This window comes from Salmonella sp. NW884, from assembly GCF_051700745.1.
Lineage (GTDB): Bacteria > Pseudomonadota > Gammaproteobacteria > Enterobacterales > Enterobacteriaceae > Salmonella > Salmonella enterica.
Map to the genome: position 1 here is coordinate 1 of NZ_JAMMDE010000004.1, position 23,377 is coordinate 23,377.

The 23,377-nt window shown below is 54.2% G+C and carries 25 protein-coding genes, 2 pseudogenes and 1 other annotated feature; of the genes and pseudogenes, 17 read left to right on the forward strand and 10 right to left on the reverse strand.

Annotated features, from left to right (window positions below; genetic code table 11):
* Nucleotides 1–157: 157 nt before the first annotated feature.
* Nucleotides 158–1,384, forward strand: coding sequence for a DUF3748 domain-containing protein (locus NA197_RS10630; RefSeq protein ID WP_000809950.1), 1,227 nt, complete (start codon nt 158–160; stop codon nt 1,382–1,384).
* Nucleotide 1,385: 1 nt separating this feature from the next.
* On the opposite strand, the gene NA197_RS10635 is transcribed toward NA197_RS10630, so the two are convergent.
* Entirely contained in the window at nt 1,386–1,718 is a 333-nt protein-coding gene (locus tag NA197_RS10635; RefSeq protein ID WP_001675643.1) for a YceK/YidQ family lipoprotein, read from the reverse strand.
* 242 nt (nt 1,719–1,960) lie between these two features.
* Nucleotides 1,961–2,034, forward strand: a sequence feature (ROSE (Repression Of Heat Shock gene Expression) occurs in the 5'-region of heat shock genes and acts as an RNA thermometer to modulate expression.).
* Between NA197_RS10635 and ibpA the strand changes: the two genes are divergently transcribed.
* The 3 genes from ibpA to NA197_RS10650 all read left to right on the forward strand — a co-directional run bounded on the left by ibpA (nt 2,028) and on the right by NA197_RS10650 (nt 4,828).
* Nucleotides 2,028–2,441: a small heat shock chaperone IbpA gene (gene ibpA / locus NA197_RS10640; RefSeq protein WP_001532742.1), complete on the forward strand. Its 414-nt coding sequence runs from the start codon at nt 2,028–2,030 to the stop codon at nt 2,439–2,441. It overlaps the preceding feature by 7 nt.
* A 108-nt stretch (nt 2,442–2,549) precedes the next feature.
* Nucleotides 2,550–2,978 (forward strand): small heat shock chaperone IbpB, encoded by a 429-nt coding sequence (gene ibpB, locus NA197_RS10645; protein ID WP_001246919.1) that lies wholly within the window; start codon nt 2,550–2,552, stop codon nt 2,976–2,978.
* 188 nt (nt 2,979–3,166) lie between these two features.
* Complete coding sequence (locus NA197_RS10650; protein WP_001279787.1) at nt 3,167–4,828, forward strand: putative transporter; 1,662 nt, start codon at nt 3,167–3,169, stop codon at nt 4,826–4,828.
* Between the two features lie 160 nt (nt 4,829–4,988).
* Here NA197_RS10650 and NA197_RS10655 read toward each other — a convergent pair whose 3' ends face one another.
* Nucleotides 4,989–5,135, reverse strand: a complete 147-nt coding sequence (locus NA197_RS10655; RefSeq protein ID WP_000068501.1) for a hypothetical protein — start codon at nt 5,133–5,135, stop codon at nt 4,989–4,991.
* A gap of 135 nt (nt 5,136–5,270) precedes the next feature.
* On the opposite strand from NA197_RS10655, the gene NA197_RS10660 reads away from it, so the two are divergent.
* From NA197_RS10660 to NA197_RS10670, 3 genes are read left to right on the forward strand one after another with little or no spacing between them, the layout of a single operon-like run.
* Complete coding sequence (locus NA197_RS10660) at nt 5,271–5,618, forward strand: YidH family protein (RefSeq protein WP_000703963.1); 348 nt, start codon at nt 5,271–5,273, stop codon at nt 5,616–5,618.
* Nucleotides 5,608–5,970: a DUF202 domain-containing protein gene (locus tag NA197_RS10665; RefSeq protein WP_001113454.1), complete on the forward strand. Its 363-nt coding sequence runs from the start codon at nt 5,608–5,610 to the stop codon at nt 5,968–5,970. Before NA197_RS10660 ends, NA197_RS10665 begins: the two co-directional genes overlap by 11 nt.
* On the forward strand, nt 5,967–6,497 hold the full coding sequence (locus NA197_RS10670; protein WP_000147830.1) for a radical SAM protein: 531 nt from the start codon (nt 5,967–5,969) through the stop codon (nt 6,495–6,497). The genes NA197_RS10665 and NA197_RS10670 overlap by 4 nt, the downstream gene beginning before the upstream one ends.
* A gap of 81 nt (nt 6,498–6,578) precedes the next feature.
* On the opposite strand, the gene dsdA is transcribed toward NA197_RS10670, so the two are convergent.
* Together dsdA and dsdX are read right to left on the reverse strand one after the other, a co-directional pair.
* The gene (gene dsdA / locus NA197_RS10675; RefSeq protein ID WP_000427986.1) at nt 6,579–7,901 is read right to left on the reverse strand and encodes a D-serine ammonia-lyase; all 1,323 of its coding nucleotides are present in this window, start codon (nt 7,899–7,901) and stop codon (nt 6,579–6,581) included.
* Nucleotides 7,902–7,918: 17 nt separating this feature from the next.
* Nucleotides 7,919–9,256: a D-serine transporter DsdX gene (gene dsdX, locus NA197_RS10680; RefSeq protein WP_000543317.1), complete on the reverse strand. Its 1,338-nt coding sequence runs from the start codon at nt 9,254–9,256 to the stop codon at nt 7,919–7,921.
* 225 nt (nt 9,257–9,481) lie between these two features.
* Here dsdX and dsdC point away from each other — a divergent pair, with 225 nt between their 5' ends.
* Nucleotides 9,482–10,405, forward strand: a complete 924-nt coding sequence (gene dsdC, locus NA197_RS10685; protein ID WP_001522218.1) for a DNA-binding transcriptional regulator DsdC — start codon at nt 9,482–9,484, stop codon at nt 10,403–10,405.
* Between the two features lie 63 nt (nt 10,406–10,468).
* Nucleotides 10,469–11,554, forward strand: a complete 1,086-nt coding sequence (locus NA197_RS10690) for a cellulase family glycosylhydrolase (RefSeq protein WP_000238923.1) — start codon at nt 10,469–10,471, stop codon at nt 11,552–11,554.
* Here the strand turns inward: NA197_RS10690 and emrD are convergent.
* From emrD to NA197_RS10710, 4 genes and pseudogenes are all read right to left on the reverse strand, one after another.
* Nucleotides 11,481–12,665: a multidrug efflux MFS transporter EmrD gene (gene emrD, locus NA197_RS10695; RefSeq protein WP_000828737.1), complete on the reverse strand. Its 1,185-nt coding sequence runs from the start codon at nt 12,663–12,665 to the stop codon at nt 11,481–11,483. The genes NA197_RS10690 and emrD overlap by 74 nt on opposite strands.
* Nucleotides 12,666–12,867: 202 nt before the next feature.
* Nucleotides 12,868–13,728: a DMT family transporter gene (locus NA197_RS10700; protein WP_074181621.1), complete on the reverse strand. Its 861-nt coding sequence runs from the start codon at nt 13,726–13,728 to the stop codon at nt 12,868–12,870.
* A gap of 92 nt (nt 13,729–13,820) precedes the next feature.
* Nucleotides 13,821–13,910 carry a type I toxin-antitoxin system toxin TisB gene (tisB, locus tag NA197_RS10705; protein WP_000117642.1) on the reverse strand — a complete coding sequence of 30 codons (90 nt, stop codon included), beginning with the start codon at nt 13,908–13,910 and terminating at the stop codon, nt 13,821–13,823.
* Nucleotides 13,907–14,021, reverse strand: a pseudogene (locus tag NA197_RS10710) (hypothetical protein). Before NA197_RS10710 ends, tisB begins: the two are co-directional and overlap by 4 nt.
* A gap of 522 nt (nt 14,022–14,543) precedes the next feature.
* Between NA197_RS10710 and ivbL the strand changes: the two are divergent.
* The 3 genes from ivbL to ilvN all read left to right on the forward strand — a co-directional run bounded on the left by ivbL (nt 14,544) and on the right by ilvN (nt 16,730).
* Nucleotides 14,544–14,642, forward strand: a complete 99-nt coding sequence (ivbL, locus tag NA197_RS10715) for an ilvB operon leader peptide IvbL (RefSeq protein WP_001541152.1) — start codon at nt 14,544–14,546, stop codon at nt 14,640–14,642.
* A gap of 105 nt (nt 14,643–14,747) precedes the next feature.
* Nucleotides 14,748–16,436 carry an acetolactate synthase large subunit gene (gene ilvB, locus NA197_RS10720; protein WP_000168439.1) on the forward strand — a complete coding sequence of 563 codons (1,689 nt, stop codon included), beginning with the start codon at nt 14,748–14,750 and terminating at the stop codon, nt 16,434–16,436.
* Between the two features lie 3 nt (nt 16,437–16,439).
* Nucleotides 16,440–16,730 carry an acetolactate synthase small subunit gene (gene ilvN, locus NA197_RS10725; RefSeq protein ID WP_001171826.1) on the forward strand — a complete coding sequence of 97 codons (291 nt, stop codon included), beginning with the start codon at nt 16,440–16,442 and terminating at the stop codon, nt 16,728–16,730.
* A gap of 1 nt (nt 16,731) precedes the next feature.
* Here the strand turns inward: ilvN and NA197_RS10730 are convergent, their stop codons facing one another.
* A complete protein-coding gene (locus tag NA197_RS10730) occupies nt 16,732–17,517 on the reverse strand; it encodes a DeoR family transcriptional regulator (RefSeq protein WP_000448642.1) in 786 nt (261 codons plus the stop codon).
* Between the two features lie 313 nt (nt 17,518–17,830).
* On the opposite strand from NA197_RS10730, the gene rbsK reads away from it, so the two are divergent.
* From rbsK to NA197_RS10745, 3 genes are read left to right on the forward strand one after another with little or no spacing between them, the layout of a single operon-like run.
* Complete coding sequence (gene rbsK / locus NA197_RS10735; RefSeq protein ID WP_023227699.1) at nt 17,831–18,751, forward strand: ribokinase; 921 nt, start codon at nt 17,831–17,833, stop codon at nt 18,749–18,751.
* A gap of 30 nt (nt 18,752–18,781) precedes the next feature.
* Complete coding sequence (gene fucP / locus NA197_RS10740; protein ID WP_000998359.1) at nt 18,782–20,098, forward strand: L-fucose:H+ symporter permease; 1,317 nt, start codon at nt 18,782–18,784, stop codon at nt 20,096–20,098.
* Between the two features lie 11 nt (nt 20,099–20,109).
* Nucleotides 20,110–21,123, forward strand: a complete 1,014-nt coding sequence (locus tag NA197_RS10745; RefSeq protein ID WP_023233625.1) for an aldose 1-epimerase family protein — start codon at nt 20,110–20,112, stop codon at nt 21,121–21,123.
* On the opposite strand, the pseudogene NA197_RS10750 reads toward NA197_RS10745, so the two are convergent.
* Nucleotides 21,069–21,254, reverse strand: a pseudogene (locus NA197_RS10750) (hypothetical protein); the annotation flags it as partial. The gene NA197_RS10745 and the pseudogene NA197_RS10750 sit on opposite strands and share 55 nt — an antisense overlap.
* Nucleotides 21,255–21,276: 22 nt before the next feature.
* Here NA197_RS10750 and uhpA point away from each other — a divergent pair.
* Entirely contained in the window at nt 21,277–21,867 is a 591-nt protein-coding gene (gene uhpA, locus NA197_RS10755) for a transcriptional regulator UhpA (RefSeq protein ID WP_000633672.1), read from the forward strand.
* The gene (gene uhpB / locus NA197_RS10760; RefSeq protein WP_001091257.1) at nt 21,867–23,369 is read left to right on the forward strand and encodes a signal transduction histidine-protein kinase/phosphatase UhpB; all 1,503 of its coding nucleotides are present in this window, start codon (nt 21,867–21,869) and stop codon (nt 23,367–23,369) included. Before uhpA ends, uhpB begins: the two co-directional genes overlap by 1 nt.
* Nucleotides 23,370–23,377 lie beyond the last annotated feature (8 nt).

Genomic DNA, 23,377 nt, shown 5'->3' on the forward strand with positions numbered 1-23,377 from the left:
ATAGAGCGCAGTATCCGGCTGGCGCAGGAGAAATAAGACCCTGACGGCCCGGTGGCGTGGCGCCATCGGGCCTGGCTATCCCAACGATACGCTAAAGCCTGAAAGTGAAGCCCGTGTGCAGTATGATGACGAGCATCGTCTCTTATCAGGACATCCCATGAAACAAATCACCTTTACGCCGCGCCATCACCAGCTTACCAACACCAATACCTGGACACCTGACAGCCAGTGGCTGGTCTTTGATGTGCGGCCTTCAGGCGCGTCATTTACGGGCAAGACTATTGAGCGTGTCAATGTGCATACCGGCGACGTGGAGGTGATTTATCGCGCCGTGCAGGGCGCGCATGTCGGTGTGGTGACGGTGCATCCTGCCGACAATCACTATGTGTTTATTCATGGCCCTGAAAACCCTGATGAGACGTGGCATTACGATTTCCACCACCGTCGGGGCGTTATTGCAACGTCGGAGGGTGTGACTAACCTCGATGCGATGGATATTACTGCGCCGTATACTCCCGGCGCGCTGCGCGGCGGCAGTCACGTCCATGTGTTTAGCCCGAACGGCGAGCTGGTGAGTTTTACCTATAATGACCACGTTCTGCATGAGCGAGATCCGGCGCTGGATCTGCGCAATGTCGGCGTGGCCGCGCCGTATGGGCCGGTTACGGTGCCGGTTCAGCATCCGCGCGAATACAGCGGTAGCCACTGGTGCGTACTGGTTAGCCGCACGACGCCTGCGCCGAGACCTGGCAGCGATGACATTAACCGCGCCTATGAAGAGGGCTGGGTGGGCAACCGCCAGATTGCCTTTATTGGCGATACGCTGTCGCTGACGGGCAAAAAAGTCCCGGAGCTGTTTATTGTCGATTTACCGTGTCATGAAAACGGCTGGAAACAGGCAGGCGACACGCCGCTGACGGGAACCGAATCAACGATGCCATCGCCGCCGTTGGGCGTAGTTCAGCGGCGTCTTACCTTTACTCACCAGCGTGTTTACCCTGGGCTCACTAACGAACCACGCCACTGGGTCCGCAGTAATCCGCAGGCGACGGCGATCGCCTTTTTGATGCGGGACGATAACGGCGTAGCGCAACTGTGGCTGATATCGCCGCAGGGAGGCGAGCCCCGGCAGTTAACGCATCATGCGACCGGCGTACAGTCAGCGTTTAACTGGCATCCGTCGGGTAAATGGCTGGGACTGGTGCTGGAAAATCGGATTGCCTGCTGCGACGCACAAAGTGGGAGGATCGACTTCTTAACCGCCAGGCACGACAACCCGCCGTCTGCGGACGCCGTCGTTTTTTCACCGGATGGGCGACACGTCGCATGGATGGAAGAGGTGAAAGGGTTCCGTCAGCTATGGGTGACGGAAACCGGGCGATAAATCAGGGAGGAGGCATCTTCGCCGGGGGGATGACGGCATTGGTCATTTTCGTCTCCTCCTCGCTTTTCTCGACGCGCGATCTTACCGAACTGTCTTTGCGGAAGATGTCCCACGGCAGAAGGATCGTATCCATCACGGCGGTAAACGGCATATCCAGGATGGCCAACGATTTGGTGCCCCAGTTTGTCTCATCGTTACCGATCATCGTAGCGCTGGCGCGCGTGCCAGGATAAGTACCCTCTTTACCGCCGGTGTGCGACATGACGCTTGAACAACCGCCTAATAAAAGCATCCCATTCCATATTATCAGCGTTAACCACACGTTTTTTATCATCACTCATTCATCTGTTGGTTGTCGTTATTTGCATGATGAGTTATAGCGATCCGTTGCTAAAAATAACATCACCAGTACGTGGCACTGTGGCGGTAATCGCACTTTAACAATCAGTGCTGTCCCAACCAGTCTATGCAATAGCCAATAAACTGCAAAAAAAAGTCGGATTAAAATACTTGAAAAGTACGTATTCAGACCCATTTATAAGACGTAGTGAATAGAAGGGCACGCCTGATGGGTGTTCTGGCAATCCTGGCCTGTCCATGATGGAAGGTCTGACATTCTCGCTGATTTCAGGAGTTTATGATTATGCGTAACTTTGATTTATCCCCGCTGTACCGTTCTGCCATTGGTTTTGATCGTCTGTTTAACCTGCTTGAAAATAACCAAAGCCAAAGTAATGGCGGCTACCCTCCGTACAACGTTGAGCTGGTAGACGAAAACCACTACCGCATCGCCATTGCCGTTGCCGGTTTCGCGGAAAGCGAACTGGAGATTACTGCCCAGGATAATTTACTGGTGGTAAAAGGCGCTCATGCGGACGAGCAGAAAGAACGTACTTACCTGTATCAGGGCATTGCCGAGCGTAACTTTGAGCGTAAGTTCCAGTTAGCGGAGAACATTCACGTTCGTGGCGCAAACCTGGTCAACGGGCTGCTGTATATCGAACTGGAGCGCGTGATTCCGGAAGCGAACAAACCGCGCCGTATCGAAATTAACTGATTCCGTCGGGTCGCGTTGCGCGGCCTGTCATCCCATGCTCGCCGTCAGGGAGCATATTCGCACGTAAAGTGTGAAGGTAAAACTCGCTTCTTAGAAGGAGAAATGATTATGCGTAACTACGATTTATCCCCACTGCTGCGTCAATGGATCGGTTTTGACAAGCTGGCCAATGCGCTGCAAAACAGCGGCGAAAGCCAGAGCTTCCCGCCCTATAACATCGAAAAAAGCGACGATAACCATTATCGCATTACCTTAGCGTTAGCCGGTTTCCGTCAGGAAGATCTGGATATTCAACTGGAAGGCACGCGCCTGACGGTGAAAGGCACGCCGGAACAGCCGGAAAACGAGCCCAAATGGTTACATCAGGGCCTGGTCATGCAGCCTTTTAGCCTGAGCTTTACGCTGGCTGAGAATATGGAAGTTTCCGGCGCGACGTTTACCAACGGCCTGCTGCATATTGATTTAACCCGCAACGAGCCGGAAACCATTGCGCCGCAGCGTATCGCCATTAACGAACGCTCCGCATTAAATAGCTAATAAGCTCCTTGCCTTGCCCCGCCAGAGATGGCGGGGCTTTTTTGTGCCACGAAAAAGGGTAAGACGCTGCCGAAGTCAGGACGTCTGGGCGGTTTTGTAACATGAGAATGTGCGCCATGCTGTATATATGCCTTAACGGTTCAGTCATAATCCCTATAAATTGAAATGTTACTCACAGGGAAGAAAAGATGAGTGATATCGCATTGACGGTCAGCGTTCTGGCGTTGGTGGCGGTTGTCGGTTTATGGATCGGCAACATTAAAGTGCGCGGTGTCGGCTTTGGTATTGGTGGTGTGTTGTTCGGCGGTATTATCGTCGGCCACTTCGTCGATCAGGCTGGGGTGACGCTGAGCGGCGATATGCTGCACTTTATCCAGGAGTTCGGCCTGATCCTTTTTGTTTATACCATCGGCATACAGGTGGGGCCGGGGTTTTTCGCCTCGCTGCGCGTCTCCGGGCTACGTCTGAATCTGTTTGCCGTTCTGATTGTGATTATGGGCGGGTTGGTCACCGCGATTCTGCATAAAATTTTCGCTATTCCGCTGCCGGTGGTGCTGGGGATTTTTTCCGGCGCAGTCACCAATACGCCTGCGTTAGGGGCGGGTCAGCAAATCCTGCGCGATCTGGGAACGCCAGTGGATCTGGTAGATCAGATGGGGATGAGCTATGCGATGGCGTATCCGTTTGGCATCTGCGGTATTTTGCTCACCATGTGGCTGATGCGGCTGATTTTTCGCGTTAACGTCGAGGCGGAAGCGCAGAAGCACGAATCCTCTCTCGCTAACGGTCATTCATTAATTCAAACAATGAATATCCGTGTCGAGAATCCGAACCTCAATAATATGGCTATCCAGGATGTGCCGATCCTGAACAGCGATAAAATCATTTGCTCACGCCTGAAACGCGACGACACGCTGATGGTGCCGTCGCCGGGGACGATTATCCAGGCAGGCGACCTGCTGCACCTCGTCGGCCAACCTACCGACCTGCATAACGCGCAACTGGTGATCGGTAAGGAAGTGGACACCTCGTTGTCGACGCGCGGCACGGATTTACGCGTCGAGCGTGTGGTCGTCACCAACGAAAAAGTGCTCGGCAAACGTATCCGCGATTTGCACTTTAAAGAGCGTTATGACGTGGTTATCTCCCGTCTTAACCGCGCGGGCGTTGAGCTGGTCGCCAGCAGCGACGCTAGCCTGCAGTTTGGCGACATTCTCAATCTGGTGGGGCGTCCTGCCTCGATTGATGCGGTAGCCAATGTGGTCGGCAACGCGCAGCAAAAACTCCAGCAGGTGCAGATGCTGCCGGTGTTTATCGGCATCGGATTAGGGGTTCTGCTTGGGTCAATCCCGTTGTTTGTGCCGGGATTCCCGGTCGCGCTAAAACTGGGGCTGGCTGGCGGGCCGCTGATCATGGCGCTAATTTTGGGGCGTATCGGCAGCATCGGTAAGCTGTACTGGTTTATGCCGCCGAGCGCCAACCTCGCGCTGCGTGAATTAGGCATCGTTTTGTTTTTGGCGGTCGTTGGGCTGAAATCCGGCGGCGATTTTGTCGATACGCTGACGCAGGGCGAAGGATTAAGCTGGATTGGCTACGGTATTTTCATCACCGCTATTCCGCTGATTACCGTCGGTTTGCTGGCGCGAATTTTTGCCAAAATGAACTACCTGACGCTGTGCGGGATGCTGGCCGGTTCGATGACCGATCCGCCAGCGCTGGCATTTGCCAACAATCTTCATGCCACCAGCGGCGCGGCGGCGCTCTCTTACGCGACCGTCTATCCGTTAGTGATGTTCCTGCGTATTATCACGCCACAACTGCTGGCGGTGATTTTTTGGGGAATGGGTTAGCGCCTGATGGCGCGTTGTTTATCCAGCCTACGCACTGTGTTAAATCCAGGCTGGATAACGTGCGCCGCACCGGTCACACTTCTGCTCTTCTTCTTATCTCTTTCCTCAATGAACGCGCTAATCAGCGTAATGGCAATGAGCATAATTCCAATTTTTTCAGTTAGTTATCAATCTTCTTCGCCTTTTTTTTCGTCGCGACGGGTAGTTTTTCAGCTTTTAATTCGGCAATAATGCCTTTCCTGGCGGTGGCGTTGAAAAAGGTCGCAACGGAAATGAAAAATAGCGGCAATGAGCGTGGTTGCGCCAAAACGCATCACCAGTGAACTACAGTTATTTTGCAATAAGATTCCCTTGCTGCGGGATAATGTGAAGCATATCAGCAACAACGTGAGTGGTATTCTGAAAACAAACGGGAATACATAATAACGTAAAAGGAGTCGTCATGAAGATTTCCCGCCTCGGAGAAGCGCCGGATTATCGCTTCTCACTGGCAAATGAGCGTACCTTTCTGGCGTGGATCCGCACCTCGCTGGGATTTCTGGCGGCAGGCGTCGGTCTTGACCAGCTCGCTCCGGATTTTGCCACGCCGGTGATCCGTGAACTGCTGGCGCTACTGTTGTGTCTGTTTGCGGGCGGCCTGGCGATTTATGGCTATCTACGCTGGCTGCGTAATGAAAAAGCGATGCGTCTGAAAGAGGATTTGCCCTATACCCATAGCCTGTTGATCATCAGCATTATTTTGATGATTGTCGCGGTGATAGTGATGGGGCTGGTACTGTATGCCGGATAGTCGTAAAGCCCGTCGGCAGAACGATCCGGGACTGCAACCGGAACGTACCTCGCTGGCCTGGTTTCGCACGCTGCTGGGATACGGGGCGTTAATGGCGTTAGCCGTCAGGCACCACTGGCATCAGGCGGGGTTCTTGTTCTGGGTGTCAATCAGCGTTCTGGCGATAGTGGCGGTGATTCTTTGGCGTTATACCCTGAGTCGTAATTTGATGGATGTCGCGCATAGCGATTTTTCCGAAACTCATGTCGTGCGTGACAAATTTTTGATCTCCCTCGCGGTGTTGTCGCTCGCAATCCTGTTTGCTGTTACCCATATTCGCCAACTTATTGCATTTATCGGGAATTTTATATGACAGGACGTCAGGACATTGTCGTGAGTGATGACCAGATTCAGGTCGTCGTAAATCGCCAGAATAGCCAGCGCCCTCAGCAACTGTACCGTAACTTACAACGGCTCGGCATTCGCAATGTCCATTTTATCCCATTGTTGGAACATGACCGGAACGGAATGTTGACCGAGGATTCATTGTGTTCAGCAGACTGGGGGCGGTTTTTAAATAGCGTATTTGATATTTGGGTACGTGAAGATATTCAGCGTATCTCGGTTCGCCTTTTTGATGAGACGCTACAGCAGTGGTGCGGCGGCAGGAATGGCGCTGAAGCGCCGGACAAGGCGCCGCTAAGCGCTGAATGTCAGAAGTGTTCTTTATTACGATTTTGCGGCGGCGGATGCCCTGAGCATCGGGATAGCCAGGGGAAAAATCAGCTTTGCGAGGGCTACCAGACCTTTTTTAACTACTCCTCGCCGCATATGCGGGTGATGCGGGATTTACTGAAGCAGCATCGCTCGCCGGAGGAGTTGATGGCGATGCTGCGTTAACGTCACAGGCCTGATAAGCGTAGCGCCATCAGGCGATGGCGTGCCGGATGGCGTTGCCGTCTTTCCGGCACTGAGCGAGTATTAGCGTCCTTTCGCCAGGTATTGTTCCATTTCATCTTCCGGCACCATGCCGCCCCCGGTTGCCCATACCAGATGCGTCGCGTTGCCGAGCTGCGTCTGACTGAATCCATGCCTTTGCTGATACGCGGCGGCGGCGCAAATGCGCTGTGGCCCGGCCATCCCCGCCAGAGCTGATGGCTCCAGTCGAATTCCTTCCTCCTGCGCCAGCCAGCCCAGCATGTCGTACATTGTTTGATCGTCTAAGGTATAGAGGCCGTCAAGCAGACGCTCCATTGCCCGCCCAACAAAGCCCGAAGCGCGACCTACCGCCAGGCCGTCAGCCGCCGTCAGGTTATCAATACCGATATCTTGTACTGAGATGGCATCGTGCAGACCGGTATAAACGCCGAGTAACATGCAGGGTGAATGGGTCGGTTCGGCAAAGAAACAGTGGACGTTGTCGCCAAACGCCAGTTTCAGGCCAAAGGCGACGCCGCCAGGGCCGCCGCCAACGCCGCACGGCAGATAAACAAACAGTGGGTGACTGGCGTCAACGACGCGTCCCTGTTGAGCGAATTGCGCTTTCAGACGCTGACCCGCTACCGCATAGCCCAGAAATAGCGTGCGGGAGTTTTCATCATCGATAAAGAAACAGTTTGGATCGGATTGCGCTGCTTTACGGCCCTGCTCAACCGCCACGCCGTAATCATCTTCGTATTCTACGACCGTCACGCCGTGGCTACGCAGCTTCGCTTTTTTCCAGGCGCGGGCGTCGGCAGACATATGTACCGTCACTTTAAAACCGATGCAGGCGCTCATGATACCGATCGATAGCCCCAGATTGCCGGTTGAACCGACGGCGATACTGTACTGGCTGAAGAATTGTTTAAATTCCGGCGAAAGCAACACGCTATAGTCATCGTCGGTGGTTAACAGACCCGCCTCCAGCGCCAGTTTTTCCGCGTGCGTTAGCACCTCGTAGATGCCGCCGCGCGCTTTAATGGAACCAGAGATTGCCAGGTGACTGTCTTTTTTTAACAGCATTTCACCGTCGATCGTTTGCCCATACTCTTTTTCCAGCCGCTTTTGCATGGCCGGAATAGCGACCACGTCAGATTCGATCATGCCGCCAGCGGCAGCGGTTTGCGGAAACGCTTTCGCCAGATACGGCGCAAAGCGCGCCAGACGGTCATGGGCGGCGTTTACGTCCTGCTCCGTCAGGCCGACATACGGTAGACCTTGTGCAAGAGAGGTGGCGCCCGGGTTAAACCAGGTGGTTTCTTTGAGGGCGACCAGATCCTCGACCAAAGGATACCGGGCGATGAGCTTTTGTATGTTTTCCATAGTACGTCTCTTTACGATCAGATGATAAAGGAAAGCAGGAATGTGCCAGCCAGTGCAACGACAGATGCGATAAACGTGGCCGTCGTATAGTATTTAAACGTTTCATTCAGCGTAGCGCCGCAATACTGCTTGACCAGCCAGAACAGGGAATCGGTCACGATCGTGCAGCCAATGGCGCCGGAACCGATGGCAATAGCGATGATCTCCGGGCTGACGTCAGGATAGAGCGGCAGCATTGGCGCAACAATCGCGGTGGCGCCCATCATCGCCACCGTCGCAGAGCCGACCGCCGCGTGCAGAATCAGCGCTACCAACCATGCCAGCAGAATCGGGTGCATATGCATATTTGAGAGGATCACCGCCAGCGTGTCCGCCAGCCCGCTACTTTTGAGAATGGCGTTGAACGCGCCGCCCGCGCCGATAATCAGCAGGATGTTCGCAATGGCGCCAAAGCCGTTTTCGGTGTGGGTAAGTAGCGCGCTCATACCCATATGCTGGCGCAGACCGAGTATGTAATACGCCACAAAGACAGCGATAAACATCGCGGTGATCGGATTACCGATAAACTCCAGCAGCGTATACAACGTGCCGTCTTTCGCCATATTCAGTTCAGCGACGGTTTTCACCAGCATCAGGCCAATCGGCAGCAGAACGGTAAACAGTGTTGCGCCCAGCGACGGCAGGGTGTTTTCGGCGCGCACTTCAAGATCCGCAAACTCTGTCGGTACGGGCTTGAACGGCAGACGATTACCCAGAAACTTTAAGAACAGCGGACCGCCGACCAATGATGCCATCAGTCCGACCAGCAGACCGTAGACAATCACCGAGCCGATATCCGCCCCCAGTTTATTTGCGACAAACAGCGCAGCCGGATGCGGCGGTACCACGCAATGGACGGCCATCAGCGCGGTACACAGCGGAATGGCCAGCTTCAGCAGCGAGGTATGGGTTTTTTTAGCGATAGAAAACGCCAGTGGGATGAGCAACACGACGCCCACTTCCACGAACAACGTGATACCGCAAATCAGCCCCACCAGTACCATGATCACGTCAGCAGAGAGCCAGCGGCAGCGCTGGAGCGTAAGCCCGATGCGTTCCGCCGCGCCGGAAACCTCCATCATTTTGCCGAGGATGGTGCCAAGACCGATAACGGCGGCCAGAAAACCGAGCGTACCGCCTATTCCGTTTTCTATCGCCGTGACCATCTCCAGCGGCCCCATGCCCATCATCGCGCCGACAAAGAAACTGGCGAGCAGTAACGCCAGGAAGGGGTGGAATTTAAACTTCACGATGGTCAATACGATTAACACGATGCTGATCAGCAGCGTGCTCACTACCCAGATTTGAGCGTGCATATCTCACCTACCCTGTGATTAATCTGTTCTTATTGGACAGAAAAACAGCACACCCTGACAAACGATATAATTTGCCATTCACATGATGTAAATTGAATCAACTATGTGATTTCCATCTAATATTGCCTTTATTTTGCGATATGGTTCATTTTGCTTCATCTATGTGCGGATTTTTTCAGCGTGTTTTTTTACACTTCGGGAAATTAAAAGATGACTGAGGTTGCCATGGAACCCCTTCGCGATACCCGAAACCGCTTACTCAACGGTTGGCAGTTATCCAAACTCTATACTTTTGAAGTCGCGGCCAGACACCAGTCCTTTGCTCTGGCGGCAGATGAGCTGTCGTTAAGCCCAAGTGCGGTAAGCCATCGTATCAATCAACTGGAAGCCGAGTTGGGAATCCAGCTATTTGTCCGCTCTCACCGTAAAGTGGAGCTTACCCATGAAGGCAAACGGGTATTCTGGGCGTTGAAATCGTCGCTGGATACGTTGAATCAGGAAATCCTCGATATCAAAAATCAGGAACTGTCCGGCACGTTGACCGTGTATTCCCGTCCCTCTATCGCCCAGTGCTGGCTGGTGCCCGCGCTGGGGGACTTTACCCGTCGCTATCCGTCAATTTCTCTCACTATGCTGACCGGCAACGATAACGTTAACCTACAGCGTGCCGGCATTGACCTGGCTATCTATTTTGACGATGCGCCGTCGGCGCAGCTCACGCACCATTTTTTAATGGATGAGGCAATTTTGCCCGTTTGCAGCCCGGATTACGCCCATCGTTTCGCCTTGCAGGACAACCTGAATAACCTGCGGCACTGTACGCTCTTACACGACAGACAGGCGTGGAGTAACGATTCGGGCACCGATGAGTGGCACAGTTGGGCGCAGCATTTTGCAGTAAATTTGCCGGATTCATCCGGCATTGGCTTCGATCGTTCTGATTTAGCGGTGATTGCCGCGATGAACCACATTGGCGTGGCGATGGGGCGTAAACGGCTGGTGCAAAAGCGTCTCGACAGCGGTGAACTGATTGCGCCTTTTGGTGACATGAGGCTGAAATGTCATCAGCATTATTATGTCACCACTCTGCCTGGCAGGCAGTGGCCGAAAATCGAGGCATTTATTCGCTGGTTGCAGGAACAGGTGTGAAGATTTATTACGCTTTGTCGCTACACCTGCCGGGAGTGAATATGCTAAATACGTGCTATCACCGTGGTAAAAATTTTAGGGGGCGTCGTGTTTAAACCGCTTATTGCCTCTCTCATGCTGACCAGCGCGGTCGTCTATGCGAAACCGATGCCTTTGACGGCGGCGCGCTATGCGCAGCAGCTTGGCGTTGGGATGGATGTTGACTGGGCGCGAACGGAACGGGGTATCCGCGAGTTTGATCCGCTGGTCGTGCGGGATTTTAAGGCAAAAGGGTTAACGCATGTCCGTATTCGTGTGGCAGGCGCGCCGACGGAAGCGCGCCTCATCCATTTGCGTAAGCTGGTAGAGGCCTGCGAATACTATGGCGTCATACCCATTATTGCCTATCAGGCGGATGCGTATAAAACCGATCCCAGCGCCAGCCATGAAAAGGAGCTGATCAACTGGTGGAGCGTGGTCGCGCGCTATTTTGGTCAGACATCCCCGCTTCTGGGGTTCGATCTCATTTATGAGCCTGCCGACAAACTTAATCATAATATGGCGTCGCTGAATCGCGTATATGACAAAACCATCCGCCTGATTCACGCCATTGATCCACAGCGTATGATTTTCGTTGCCCCCCGCATGCGCGCCGCGCCGGAGGATTTGTCGGCGCTTAAACTGCCGGCGCAAAGCCAGAACTATGTACTGGCGGAGTGGCACATCTTCCCGTGGGGCCCCCTGAAAAGCGGCGGTAAATATCCGTGGACGTCAGGCACGGCGGCGGAAAAAGCGGCGATTCGGGCACGGATTAACGCTGCGGTTCGCTGGCAGCATAAGACCGGCCATGCAAGCTGGGTGGGCGGATGGGCGCCGGGAGAGTCGATAAAAATGACGCCGATCGCTTCACAGTTCGCGTTTGCCCGTTTTATGGCCTGCGAGCTGAAAAAAGCGCATATTCCGTATGCGATAAACGCGGACACACAGTTTTATGACGGCGAAGAAGGAGCGTGGCGTCCGGCGCAGGAGTCCCTGCTCAATGCGATGATCGCGCCGGAATGTGAAACGCCCGGCAAAAAGCCGGGCGAGGGGAATGTTAAACCGTCTGTCCCTGATGCGATATCCGTGACGCCAGCGGCAGCCAGCACGCCAGGATCAGCAATCCCATAAGGGTCATCAGCAATCCCAGACTGCCCTGACCGGTTTGCGGCAGCATTGCCGAAAGCCACGCCAGTACGCCGGAACCAATATTTTGCAGCCCGCCGACCAGCGCGCCAGCGGTGCCTGCGAGGAACGGAAACGGCTCCATCGCGCCGCTGGTGGCCAGTGGAAATAACATCCCGGCGCCGAAGAAAAACAGCGCCGCGGGGATGAGTAGCGTCCAGACGTTCATCACGCCAAACCAGCCGGGAATCCACATCATAAGGCCTGCCAGCAGACAGCAGATAACTGACTGCCACATCAGGGTTGAGAAGCGTTTATTCGGGCGTCCGGCAAACCAGGCGCCGAAGAACGCCGCCGGAATCGGCAGAATAAACAGAATGCTTACCACCATACTGCTGAGACCTAATACTGCCCCCATCAGCACGCCGGAACAGGCTTCAAAGACCGCAATGCCAGCCAGCCCGCCGATTAGCATCAGCAGGTAACAGTTAAATGCGCCGTTGCCAAACAGCGTTTTATAGCTGGCGATCAGCCGTGTGCGCGGCGCGCCGGCGGGGCGGGTTTCCGGCATCCAGCGCGCCATGCTGAAGGTGACGCCAGCGCAAAGCACCAGCAGGAAAGCGTAACACGCGCGCCAGTTCCACAGGGTATCCAGCAGGCCGCCAATCAGCGGCGCTAACAGCGGGCTGACCAGAATCCCCATATTTAACAGGCTATTGGCGTGACGAAGTTGCGTTCCTTCATACAGATCGCGCGGGAGCGTTCTCGCCATTACTCCGCCAACGCCGGTTCCCATCCCTTGCATGGCGCTGGCGGCAATCAACACCGTCAAACTATGCGTGGTCATGGCGAACAGGGTCGCTACCATAAAAATAGACATGCCGACGAGGATTACGGGGCGGCGCCCAACCCGGTCGGAAAGCGGGCCGTAAAACAGTTGCGAGACGCCGTAGGTCAGGAGGTAAGCAGCCATTACGCTCTGGACGGCGCCCTCCCGGACGTTTAGCGCTTGTGCCATATCGGCGATGGCGGGAATATAAATGGTTTGCGCCATCTGCCCTACGGCCACCAGTAACACCAACATCAACAACAAATTGACGTTTCTCTGCCTTTTCATTTCGCTGATTACTTTTCAAAAAAAGAAAAAATAAGAATAACTTGCTGCGCATTCCCATAAATGCGAGAGGAATCTATCACACCAGAAAAAGAAGGCCAGACAGCGACCAGCAATGGCAGACGAAGGAACGGCAGGATATGTAAACAAAAGCGGCAACAAATGTTGCCGAGAATGTGTTACGTCTGCAGCTGTTATTGGGCAATCATGACAGACGGAGTAAAATCGCCCCGAGGGCAATCCCGCCCGCCGCCACCAGACGTAGCCCGGCCACTTTCTCTTTAAGCAACAGCCAGGCTATCAGCGCGCCGAATAAAATCGACGTCTCACGCAGCGCGGCGACCACCGCCAGCGGCGCCTGGGTCATGGCCCATAGCGCCAGCCCATAAGATCCCATAGTGCCAATCCCGCCAAAAATGCCTTTTTTCCACTGTTGCGCCAGATAACGCGACGCTTCCCGCCGCCGCGCAATCATCGCCCAGGTTAACAGGCAGGCGCCGTTGAGAAAAAATGACCATAGCGTATAGCCCAGCGCCGTTTCTGAGAGTCTTACGCCGGTCCCGACCACCAGCGTATATCCGGCAATAAAACAGGCGTTAGTTAATGCCAGCACGACACCACGTTGAGAGCTGGCGCGGCCATTACAGGCCATCCCAAGTATCGCCATGCAGATCACTGCGATGCCAACCCAGGCTAGCGACGACAGACTGTCGCCAAGAAACAGAACGCTAATGAGCGCCACCAGCAGCGGCGCGGTGCCGCGCATAAGAGGATAGGTCTGGCTCATGTCCGAGACCTGATAGGTTTTCGCGACCAGGACGGTATACACCACCTGGAGCGCGGTAGAGGCCGCTAAAAAAGGGATACTGGCATGAGCTGGCTGCGGTGAGAAGGGCAAAAGGATCAATGCCATGACCGCCGCGGAACCGCTAACGCCGATCGCGGCGTAGAGCTTATCGTTTCCCGCTTTGACAATGGCGTTCCAGCTGGCATGTAGCAGCGCGGCGAACAGCAAAATGCAGAAAACGGAAAGGGTCATAGCGTCAGGCGTCGTTGAGGGTGTCATAAAAACGTAACATACCCGGGAAGCGAAAGACCAGCGGATAAGGTGAAAGGGGAGCGGTTGCCCGCTCCCCTTCGGTGCGGCTTGAATCTGAATTACTTAAGGTATTTCAGAACAGCATCAAGCAGTTGCAGTGCTGCAACAATGAGTTTCAGGATAAGAATGGTGATATCCACTACGCTCATACGCGTCTCCTGTGGTTAAGGAGCACTGCCAGCCGACGTACCTTTCCGCTGCCTGTTGTCAGCTGTTGCGCACGCGATCCCTTTTGCGAGGAATAGTGTGCGTGTTGACATAACACAGTGTGCTCACGAGGGGGTTAAGGCGCTGACGGCACCACCCGTTTCAGCCAGGACTTCGTTGCGCCGGTTTACGATGCGGCCCCCGCATAACACATTGTGTCAAAGACATTATAGTTAAGCACTGTATAAATGAACAGTAATTTATAGACAGAACGGAGCTTCTGATCCATACTCAAATTCATCAAAATTCGCGCCGAAATTGCGCGTTCTGCACAGAACGCGTATACTTCTGCTGTTGACATAACACAGTGTGCTTCGCGGCTACCACCCGCATTACGCTGTAAGAACCTCGCTTCGGCGAGGTTTTTTGTTTTCAGGCATTGTGAAACGCGTAATCATCAATCCCGGCGATTACCGGAGGGCGCTACGCTTATTACGCCTATACTCAAAACGTGTAAATTCGTAGAAAAATGTGATCGCTGACGCATTTTTGTGCAGATGAAAATTTTTCCGTTGTCATGCTGAAAGCGCTGTGCTTGTATAAAACGTGTTAATAACAAACAGACAAGGCCCCTAATGAACCCTTCCATGCTGAACGCGACCCTACTAACAACTGCGCCATCTCGCGCAGTGGTCGTCGTGCGTGTGGTGGTGGTCGTCGGCAATGCGCCGTAGGGTCCGGAACACACACGATTCCAAAACCCCGCCGGCGCAAACCGGGCGGGTTTTTTGTTTAAGACACCTTCCCGGAACGTCGGCTCAGAATAAAAGGAATGGAGCATGGCAAGTTCGGGCACAACATCTACACCTCAGCGCTTTACGGGCGCGGAATTTATTGTTCATTTTCTGGAGCGCCAGGGGATTCGTATCGTCACCGGCATTCCCGGCGGTTCGATCCTCCCCGTTTACGACGCGTTAAGCCAAAGCACGCAAATCCGTCATATTCTGGCGCGCCACGAACAAGGCGCGGGGTTTATTGCGCAGGGGATGGCGCGGACGGAGGGTAAACCTGCTGTTTGTATGGCCTGTAGCGGGCCGGGCGCGACCAATCTGGTCACGGCCATTGCCGATGCGCGCCTGGATTCCATTCCGTTAATCTGCATTACCGGGCAGGTTCCGGCGTCCATGATCGGTACTGACGCGTTTCAGGAAGTGGATACCTACGGTATCTCTATCCCCATCACCAAGCACAACTATCTGGTCAGAAATATCAATGAGTTGCCTCAGGTGATGAGCGATGCTTTTCGTCTGGCGCAGTCGGGGCGTCCCGGCCCGGTGTGGATAGACGTTCCTAAAGATGTGCAGACGGCGACAATTGAGCTGGATGCGTTGCCGTCGCCGGCGGAAAAATCACCCCCGCCGGAGTTTAGCGCGGAGAGTATCCGCGAGGCCGCCGCAATGATTAACGCGGCGAAGCGTCCGGTGCTGTATCTGGGCGGCGGCGTGATCAATGCGCCGACACGCGTGCGCGAACTGGCGGAAAAAGCGCAACTGCCGACGACAATGACCTTAATGGCGCTGGGAATGCTGCCTAAGGCGCATCCGCTGTCGTTAGGAATGCTGGGGATGCACGGTGCGCGCAGTACCAATTTTATTCTGCAAGAGGCCGATTTACTGATTGTCCTGGGCGCGCGTTTTGATGACCGGGCGATTGGCAAAACGGAGCAGTTTTGTCCGAACGCCAAAATCATCCATGTGGATATCGATCGCGCCGAGTTAGGCAAAATTAAGCAGCCGCATGTGGCTATTCAGGCGGATGTCGATGATGTACTGGCACAGTTAATTCCCCATATCGAGGCACAGCCGCGGGAAGCATGGCATCAGTTGGTGGCGGACTTGCAGCAAGAATTCCCTTGCAGTATTCCCCAGGAAAATAACCCGCTTAGTCACTATGGGCTGATTAATGCGGTCGCCGCCTGTGTGGACGACAACGCGATTATTACCACTGACGTAGGTCAGCATCAGATGTGGACCGCGCAGGCTTATCCGCTCAACCGTCCGCGTCAGTGGCTGACTTCCGGCGGGCTGGGCACCATGGGGTTTGGTCTGCCCGCGGCGATTGGCGCGGCGCTGGCGAATCCGGGCAACAAGGTGCTGTGTTTTTCCGGCGACGGTAGTTTGATGATGAATATTCAGGAGATGGCTACCGCCAGCGAAAACCAGTTGGATGTGAAAATCATCCTGATGAATAACGACGCGCTGGGACTGGTGCATCAGCAACAGAGTCTGTTCTATAAACAGGGCGTTTTTGCGGCAACCTATCCGGGAAGCATCAACTTTATGCAGATTGCCGCCGGGTTTGGTCTGGACACCTGTGATTTGAATAACGAAGCCGATCCACAGGCGGCGTTGCAGGCTATCATTCGTCGTCCTGGACCGGCGTTGATCCACGTGCGCATTGATGCAGAAGAAAAAGTGTATCCGATGGTGCCGCCGGGTGCGGCAAATACAGAGATGGTGGGGGAATAAGCCATGCAGAAACAATCACATGATAACGTTATTCTGGAGCTGACCGTTCGCAACCATCCTGGCGTGATGACCCACGTCTGCGGGCTGTTCGCCCGACGCGCTTTCAACGTTGAGGGTATTCTCTGTTTACCGATTCAGGGTAGCGATCAGAGCCGCATCTGGCTTCTGGTCAATGACGATCAGCGGCTTGAACAGATGATCAGTCAGATCGATAAACTGGAAGACGTGGCGAAGGTGGTACGAAACCAGTCCGATCCCACCATGTTCAATAAAATTGCCGTCTTTTTTGAGTAAGTTATTCACTTTCCGAATCAGGCGTGATGACTTTGACGGAACCATTCCGACAGTGAACGGCATAATCTGTCGGTAATGGGCGATCGCTAATCAGGACATCAAAGGCAGAAAGCGGACCAATGCTGGCAGGCGCGACCTCATCAAACAGGGCGTGACGCGCCAGCAAAATTTTGCGCAGACCGCGCTCCATCGCTTTACGTTTGGCGGCAAGATCATCCGGGTTAAACCAGCTCACGCCAAAATGTTCATGTACGCCGCTGGCGGAAATAAACACTTTGCGCGGATTAAGCGAATCCAGCGCCGAAGGATTATTGGCATCATAAAAGGCATCGCTCTTGGCCCGATAGGTGCCGCCGCACAGAATCGCCGTGGCATTAGGCTTTTCATTCAGCGCGATAAATACCCGATGCGAGTAGCAAATCCCGGTAAAGGTAATATCATCCGGTATCATGCTGATAACTAATGGCATTTCCGGACCGTTATCAAAAAAAACCAGATCGTTTTCACGCACCAGGCCGGCGGCCAGGATCGCAACGGGAAGGTCGTCCCGATGATGCGTCTTTTTCGCCGGCAGCGGCATATTGGTTGAAGACGTAGGCTTATTTACCATGACGATATAGCCGCCGAGCAGCGTCAGCGGTAAAGGGTCATCATCCTGGCTGAGATCGCGGCGAATGGTCATCACCGAAACTTCCAGCATCCGCGCGGCGTCTTTCAGATGGATTCGATCGGTCTTTTTCAGTAACTCCATCAAGCGTCGGATACGTTCTTTTTGCTTGGTCTCCATTCACCCTCTCCGCAAATCATGTTGTTATGTTCCATCAGTAACATTTATGTGTTTCTGAGAACATTACAGTGTGGCACTACTATACGTCTGGCTGTCAGGAAATAAAAGTGGGTTTATTCGCGTTTTATAACAATAAATAGTTAATTTTCAGTAAATTGTAACCCTAAAAATGATTTGTTCCGCCAGGGATTGTTAACGAAGTAAATGGCAAAATGATCCTCTAATCGCGATCATAGTCACAAATGATACGGAAGTAACATGATAATGTTATTTTAATATCATTGTCGTGTGACGATTTCTGAGAGGGAGTAAAATGGATATCGCGGTTATTGGCTCTAACATGGTGGACCTTATCACCTACACCAACCAGATGCCCAAAGAAGGGGAAACTCTGGAAGCGCCGGCGTTTAAAATCGGCTGCGGCGGAAAAGGGGCGAACCAGGCCGTGGCGGCCGCTAAGCTCAATTCAAAAGTATTGATGTTGACCAAGGTGGGCGACGATATTTTTGCCGACAACACCATTCGTAATCTCGAATCCTGGGGGATCAATACGACGTATGTAGAAAAAGTACCGTGTACCAGCAGCGGCGTAGCGCCGATTTTCGTCAACGCCAACTCCAGCAACAGCATTCTGATCATCAAAGGCGCTAACAAGTTTCTCTCGCCGGAAGATATCGATCGCGCGGCGGAAGATTTAAAAAAATGCCAGCTTATTGTTCTGCAACTGGAAGTTCAGCTTGAAACGGTTTATCACGCAATAGAATTTGGCAAGAAACACGGGATTGAAGTGTTATTAAACCCTGCGCCAGCATTACGGGAATTAGATATGTCTTATGCCTGTAAATGCGATTTCTTTGTACCCAATGAAACCGAGCTGGAAATATTAACCGGTATGCCAGTGGATACCTATGACCATATTCGCGCAGCGGCACGTTCGCTGGTAGATAAAGGGCTGAACAATATTATTGTCACCATGGGTGAGAAAGGCGCGCTGTGGATGACGCGTGACCAGGAAGTCCATGTCCCGGCGTTTAGAGTGAGCGCTGTTGATACCAGCGGCGCGGGCGATGCCTTTATCGGCTGTTTCGCGCATTATTATGTCCAGAGCGGGGATGTGGAAGCCGCCATGAAAAAAGCCGTCCTCTTTGCCGCTTTCAGCGTCACCGGGAAAGGCACCCAATCCTCTTATCCAAGCATTGAGCAATTTAATGAGTATCTTTCGTTGAACGAATAACAATCACCCTGCACTGTTAAAGGTAGCACTATGAACGATAAAAACATCGTTCAGATGCCCGACGGGTATCTGAATAAGACACCTCTGTTCCAGTTTATTTTGTTATCCTGTTTATTCCCATTATGGGGATGCGCAGCCGCGTTAAATGATATTCTGATTACGCAATTTAAAAGTGTATTTTCGCTGAGCAACTTTGCTTCGGCATTAGTACAAAGCGCCTTTTATGGCGGTTATTTTTTAATTGCTATTCCGGCCTCGCTGGTCATTAAAAAAACCAGTTATAAAGTGGCGATACTTATCGGCTTGACGCTATACATTGTCGGCTGTACGCTCTTTTTCCCGGCGTCGCACATGGCGACCTACACCATGTTCCTCGCGGCGATTTTCGCCATTGCGATTGGCCTGAGTTTCCTGGAAACGGCGGCGAATACCTACAGTTCGATGATCGGGCCGAAAGCCTACGCCACGCTGCGGCTGAATATCAGCCAGACCTTTTATCCGATCGGCGCGGCGGCAGGCATTTTATTGGGTAAATATCTGGTCTTTTCCGAAGGGGAAAGCCTGGAAAAACAGATGGCGGGCATGAATGCCGAGCAAGTCCACAACTTCAAGGTGTTGATGCTGGAAAACACTCTGGAACCCTATAAGTACATGATTATGGTTCTGGTAGTGGTGATGGTACTGTTCCTGCTGACGCGTTTCCCGACCTGTAAAGTTGCGCAAACCGCGAGTCATAAACGTCCCTCGGCGCTGGATACGTTACGCTATCTCGCCAGCAACGCCCGTTTCCGTCGCGGTATTGTGGCGCAGTTCCTGTATGTGGGAATGCAGGTGGCGGTCTGGTCGTTCACTATCCGTCTGGCGCTGGAGTTAGGCGATATCAATGAGCGCGATGCCTCAACCTTTATGGTCTACAGCTTCGCCTGCTTTTTTATCGGCAAGTTTATCGCCAACATTCTGATGACACGCTTTAACCCGGAAAAAGTCCTGATCCTTTACTCTGTGATCGGCGCGCTGTTCCTTGCCTATGTGGCGCTGGCGCCCAGCTTTAGCGCGGTATACGTGGCGGTGCTGGTCAGTGTTCTGTTTGGCCCCTGCTGGGCGACCATTTATGCCGGAACGCTCGATACCGTCGATAACGAACATACCGAAATGGCGGGGGCGGTGATCGTGATGGCGATTGTCGGCGCGGCGGTGGTTCCCGCGATTCAGGGCTACGTGGCGGACATGTTCCACTCGTTACAGCTCTCATTCCTGGTTTCCATGCTGTGCTTTGTTTACGTTGGCGTTTACTTCTGGCGCGAAAGCAAAGTGCGCGGCAACCTGGCTGAAGTCGCCGCGTCCTGAGGAGATCAACCATGACAACACGTATTACATTATGGCGGGAGCTTTTTAACGAGCAGCCGCGTATCTTGCTGGAAAATGATGATTTTACGGTTACGGCGTTTCGTTACGCCAGCGGCGTGGAAGGACTGAAAATACAAAACAGCCGCGGTCATCTGGTGATTCTGCCCTGGATGGGGCAGATGATTTGGGACGTGCAGTTTGACGGTCATGATCTGACTATGCGCAACATGTTCCGCCAGCCGAAGCCGGCTGCGGAAGTGGTGGCAACGTATGGTTGCTTTGCTTTCCATTCCGGACTATTGGCGAATGGCTGCCCGTCGCCGGAAGATACACATCCGCTGCACGGCGAGATGCCCTGCGCTGCCATGGACGACGCCTGGCTGGAGTTAGAGGGCGACAGTCTGCGCGTGACCGGGCGCTACGAGTATGTGATGGGGTTCGGTCATCATTATCAGGCGCAACCTGCGGTGGTAATGCGTAAAGCAAGCGCGCTGTTTGATATTCAGATGACAGTGACTAACCTGGCTTCAGTCGCCATGCCGCTACAGTACATGTGCCACATGAACTATGCCTATGTGCCGAACGCCACGTTCCGCCAGAATATCCCGGATACCGCGCTGAAGCTACGCGAGTCGGTGCCGGCGCATGTCAAACCCACGGCGCAGTGGCTGGCGTTTAATCAACGACTTTTGCAGGGTGAAGCCTCGTTGGCAACGCTCAACGAGCCTGGCTTTTACGACCCGGAAATCGTGTTCTTCGCCGATAAACTGGACAGGTACACGGATACCCCGGAATTCAGTATGATCGCCCCGGATGGCACCACGTTCGTGACACGTTTCGCCAGCGCGGAGCTGAATTACGTGACCCGCTGGATTCTTTATAACGGCGATCAGCAGGTAGCCGCCTTTGCCCTGCCCGCGACCTGTCGGCCTGAAGGTTTTCTCGCGGCGCAGCGAAATGGAACCTTGCTTCAACTGGAACCGCAGCAAACCCGGACGTTCACCGTCACGACAGGCATTGTCTGACCGCTCAAGGCTTGAACACCCAGGCACTTATCGTTAAGGTAAGTGCTTTTGCCGGATGGCGGCATTAATGCCTTATCCGGCCTACAACGGCACCTGCCCGTAGGCCTGATAAGCGCAGCGCCATCAGGCATGCCTTAGCGCCAGGATGAACCCATGATTACCGTTGCCCTTATCGACGACCACCTTATCGTCCGCTCCGGCTTTGCACAGCTACTGGGGCTGGAACCTGATTTGCAGGTGGTCGCCGAATTTGGTTCCGGGCGCGAAGCGTTGGCAGGCTTACCGGGGCGCGGCGTACAGGTGTGTATCTGCGATATCTCGATGCCGGATATTTCCGGACTGGAGCTGCTAAGCCAACTGCCAAAAGGGATGGCGACGATCATGCTCTCGGTTCACGATAGCCCGGCGCTGGTGGAACAGGCGTTGAATGCCGGCGCGCGCGGTTTCCTCTCTAAACGCTGTAGTCCGGATGAACTGATCGCCGCGGTGCATACGGTGGCGACGGGCGGCTGCTATTTGACCCCCGATATTGCCGTGAAACTGGCGGCGGGTCGGCAAGATCCGCTAACCAAACGCGAGCGTCAGGTGGCGGAAAAACTCGCCCAGGGTATGGCGGTAAAAGAGATTGCCGCCGAGCTGGGGCTGTCGCCAAAAACGGTGCATGTCCATCGCGCGAATCTGCTGGAAAAATTAGGCGTCAGCAATGACGTTGAACTGGCGCATCGCATGTTTGATGGTTGGTAATGAACACCTTTTTTTCCCGTTTAATCACCGTTGTTGCCTGCTTTTTTATTTTCTCCGCCGCGTGGTTCTGCCTGTGGAGTATCAGCCTGCATCTGGTAGAGCGCCCGGAGCTGGCGGCGCTACTCTTTCCCTTCGGCCTGCGCCTGGGACTTATGCTGCAATGCCCGCGTGGATACTGGCCAGTATTGCTGGGCGCGGAGTGGCTACTGGTGTACTGGTTGGCGCAGGAAGTTGCGCTGGCCCATCTGCCGCTTTTGATGATCGGTGGTGTGTTGACGCTACTGCCCGTGGCGCTGACTTCGCGTTACCGCCATCAGCGCGACTGGCGCACGTTATTGCTTCAGGGCGCCGCCCTCACCGCCGCGGCGCTACTGCAATCCCTGCCCTGGTTGGGGCAGGGGGAAGCGGCATGGAACGCGCTACTGCTGACCCTCACGGGTGGTCTGACGCTGGCCCCCATCTGCCTGGTTTTCTGGCACTATCTCACCAGCACTACCTGGCTGCCGCTGGGACCATCGCTGGTATCGCAGCCGGTAAACTGGCGCGGGCGGCATCTGATCTGGTATCTGCTGCTGTTTATCGTCAGTCTGTGGCTGCAACTGGGTTTACCTGCTGAACTTTCGCGCTTCACGCCGTTCTGCCTGGCGTTGCCGATTATCGCGCTCGCCTGGCATTATGGCTGGCAGGGCGCGCTCATTGCCACACTGATGAACGCTATCGCGCTGATCGCCAGCCAGACCTGGCACGATCATCCCGTCGATTTATTACTTTCGCTGTTGGCGCAAAGCCTGACCGGGCTACTGCTTGGCGCGGGCATTCAGCGCCTGCGCGAGCTGAACCAGTCGTTGCAAAAGGAGCTGGCGCGCAACCATCGGCTGGCGGAGCGTCTTCTGGAGACCGAAGAGAGCGTACGGCGCGATGTTGCGCGTGAGCTGCACGATGACATCGGACAGACCATCACCGCGATTCGAACCCAGGCGGGCATTGTGCAACGACTGGCGGCGGATAACGGCGGTGTGAAGCAGAGCGGGCAACTTATCGAGCAGCTTTCGCTGGGCGTGTATGACGCCGTGCGTCGCCTGCTGGGGCGCTTGCGCCCGCGCCAGCTAGACGACTTAACGCTGGCGCAGGCCATCCGTTCGCTGCTGCGCGAAATGGAGCTGGAAAGCCGCGGTATTGTCAGTCACCTCGACTGGCGAATTGACGAAACGGCGCTGAGTGAAAGTCAGCGCGTGACGCTGTTTCGCGTCTGTCAGGAAGGGCTGAATAACATCGTAAAACATGCCAATGCCAGCGCGGTGACGCTCCAGGGCTGGCAGCAGGATGAGCGGCTGATGCTGGTGATTGAGGATGACGGCAGCGGCCTGCCGCCGGGCTCTCACCAGCAGGGCTTCGGCCTGACCGGAATGCGCGAACGCGTGTCGGCGCTCGGCGGGACGCTAACCATCTCTTGTACCCACGGTACGCGGGTGAGCGTCTCGTTGCCCCAGCGTTACGTTTAAGGAAGGAT

Excerpts from the sequence above, each read along its gene's own strand:
- NA197_RS10700 (WP_074181621.1), bottom strand. The coding sequence starts at position 13,728 with ATGACACCCTCAACGACGCCTGACGCTATGACCCTTTCCGTTTTCTGC.
- tisB (WP_000117642.1), bottom strand. The coding sequence starts at position 13,910 with ATGAGCGTAGTGGATATCACCATTCTTATCCTGAAACTCATTGTTGCA.
- dsdA (WP_000427986.1), bottom strand. The coding sequence starts at position 7,901 with ATGGAAAACATACAAAAGCTCATCGCCCGGTATCCTTTGGTCGAGGAT.
- NA197_RS10660 (WP_000703963.1), top strand. The coding sequence starts at position 5,271 with ATGAAGATTTCCCGCCTCGGAGAAGCGCCGGATTATCGCTTCTCACTG.
- rbsK (WP_023227699.1), top strand. The coding sequence starts at position 17,831 with ATGGATATCGCGGTTATTGGCTCTAACATGGTGGACCTTATCACCTAC.
- NA197_RS10665 (WP_001113454.1), top strand. The coding sequence starts at position 5,608 with ATGCCGGATAGTCGTAAAGCCCGTCGGCAGAACGATCCGGGACTGCAA.
- ilvN (WP_001171826.1), top strand. The coding sequence starts at position 16,440 with ATGCAGAAACAATCACATGATAACGTTATTCTGGAGCTGACCGTTCGC.
- ibpB (WP_001246919.1), top strand. The coding sequence starts at position 2,550 with ATGCGTAACTACGATTTATCCCCACTGCTGCGTCAATGGATCGGTTTT.
- NA197_RS10650 (WP_001279787.1), top strand. The coding sequence starts at position 3,167 with ATGAGTGATATCGCATTGACGGTCAGCGTTCTGGCGTTGGTGGCGGTT.
- fucP (WP_000998359.1), top strand. The coding sequence starts at position 18,782 with ATGAACGATAAAAACATCGTTCAGATGCCCGACGGGTATCTGAATAAG.
- ilvB (WP_000168439.1), top strand. The coding sequence starts at position 14,748 with ATGGCAAGTTCGGGCACAACATCTACACCTCAGCGCTTTACGGGCGCG.
- NA197_RS10630 (WP_000809950.1), top strand. The coding sequence starts at position 158 with ATGAAACAAATCACCTTTACGCCGCGCCATCACCAGCTTACCAACACC.
- ivbL (WP_001541152.1), top strand. The coding sequence starts at position 14,544 with ATGAACCCTTCCATGCTGAACGCGACCCTACTAACAACTGCGCCATCT.
- uhpA (WP_000633672.1), top strand. The coding sequence starts at position 21,277 with ATGATTACCGTTGCCCTTATCGACGACCACCTTATCGTCCGCTCCGGC.
- dsdX (WP_000543317.1), bottom strand. The coding sequence starts at position 9,256 with ATGCACGCTCAAATCTGGGTAGTGAGCACGCTGCTGATCAGCATCGTG.
- NA197_RS10730 (WP_000448642.1), bottom strand. The coding sequence starts at position 17,517 with ATGGAGACCAAGCAAAAAGAACGTATCCGACGCTTGATGGAGTTACTG.
- NA197_RS10635 (WP_001675643.1), bottom strand. The coding sequence starts at position 1,718 with ATGATAAAAAACGTGTGGTTAACGCTGATAATATGGAATGGGATGCTT.
- NA197_RS10670 (WP_000147830.1), top strand. The coding sequence starts at position 5,967 with ATGACAGGACGTCAGGACATTGTCGTGAGTGATGACCAGATTCAGGTC.
- ibpA (WP_001532742.1), top strand. The coding sequence starts at position 2,028 with ATGCGTAACTTTGATTTATCCCCGCTGTACCGTTCTGCCATTGGTTTT.
- emrD (WP_000828737.1), bottom strand. The coding sequence starts at position 12,665 with ATGAAAAGGCAGAGAAACGTCAATTTGTTGTTGATGTTGGTGTTACTG.
- dsdC (WP_001522218.1), top strand. The coding sequence starts at position 9,482 with ATGGAACCCCTTCGCGATACCCGAAACCGCTTACTCAACGGTTGGCAG.
- NA197_RS10745 (WP_023233625.1), top strand. The coding sequence starts at position 20,110 with ATGACAACACGTATTACATTATGGCGGGAGCTTTTTAACGAGCAGCCG.
- uhpB (WP_001091257.1), top strand. The coding sequence starts at position 21,867 with ATGAACACCTTTTTTTCCCGTTTAATCACCGTTGTTGCCTGCTTTTTT.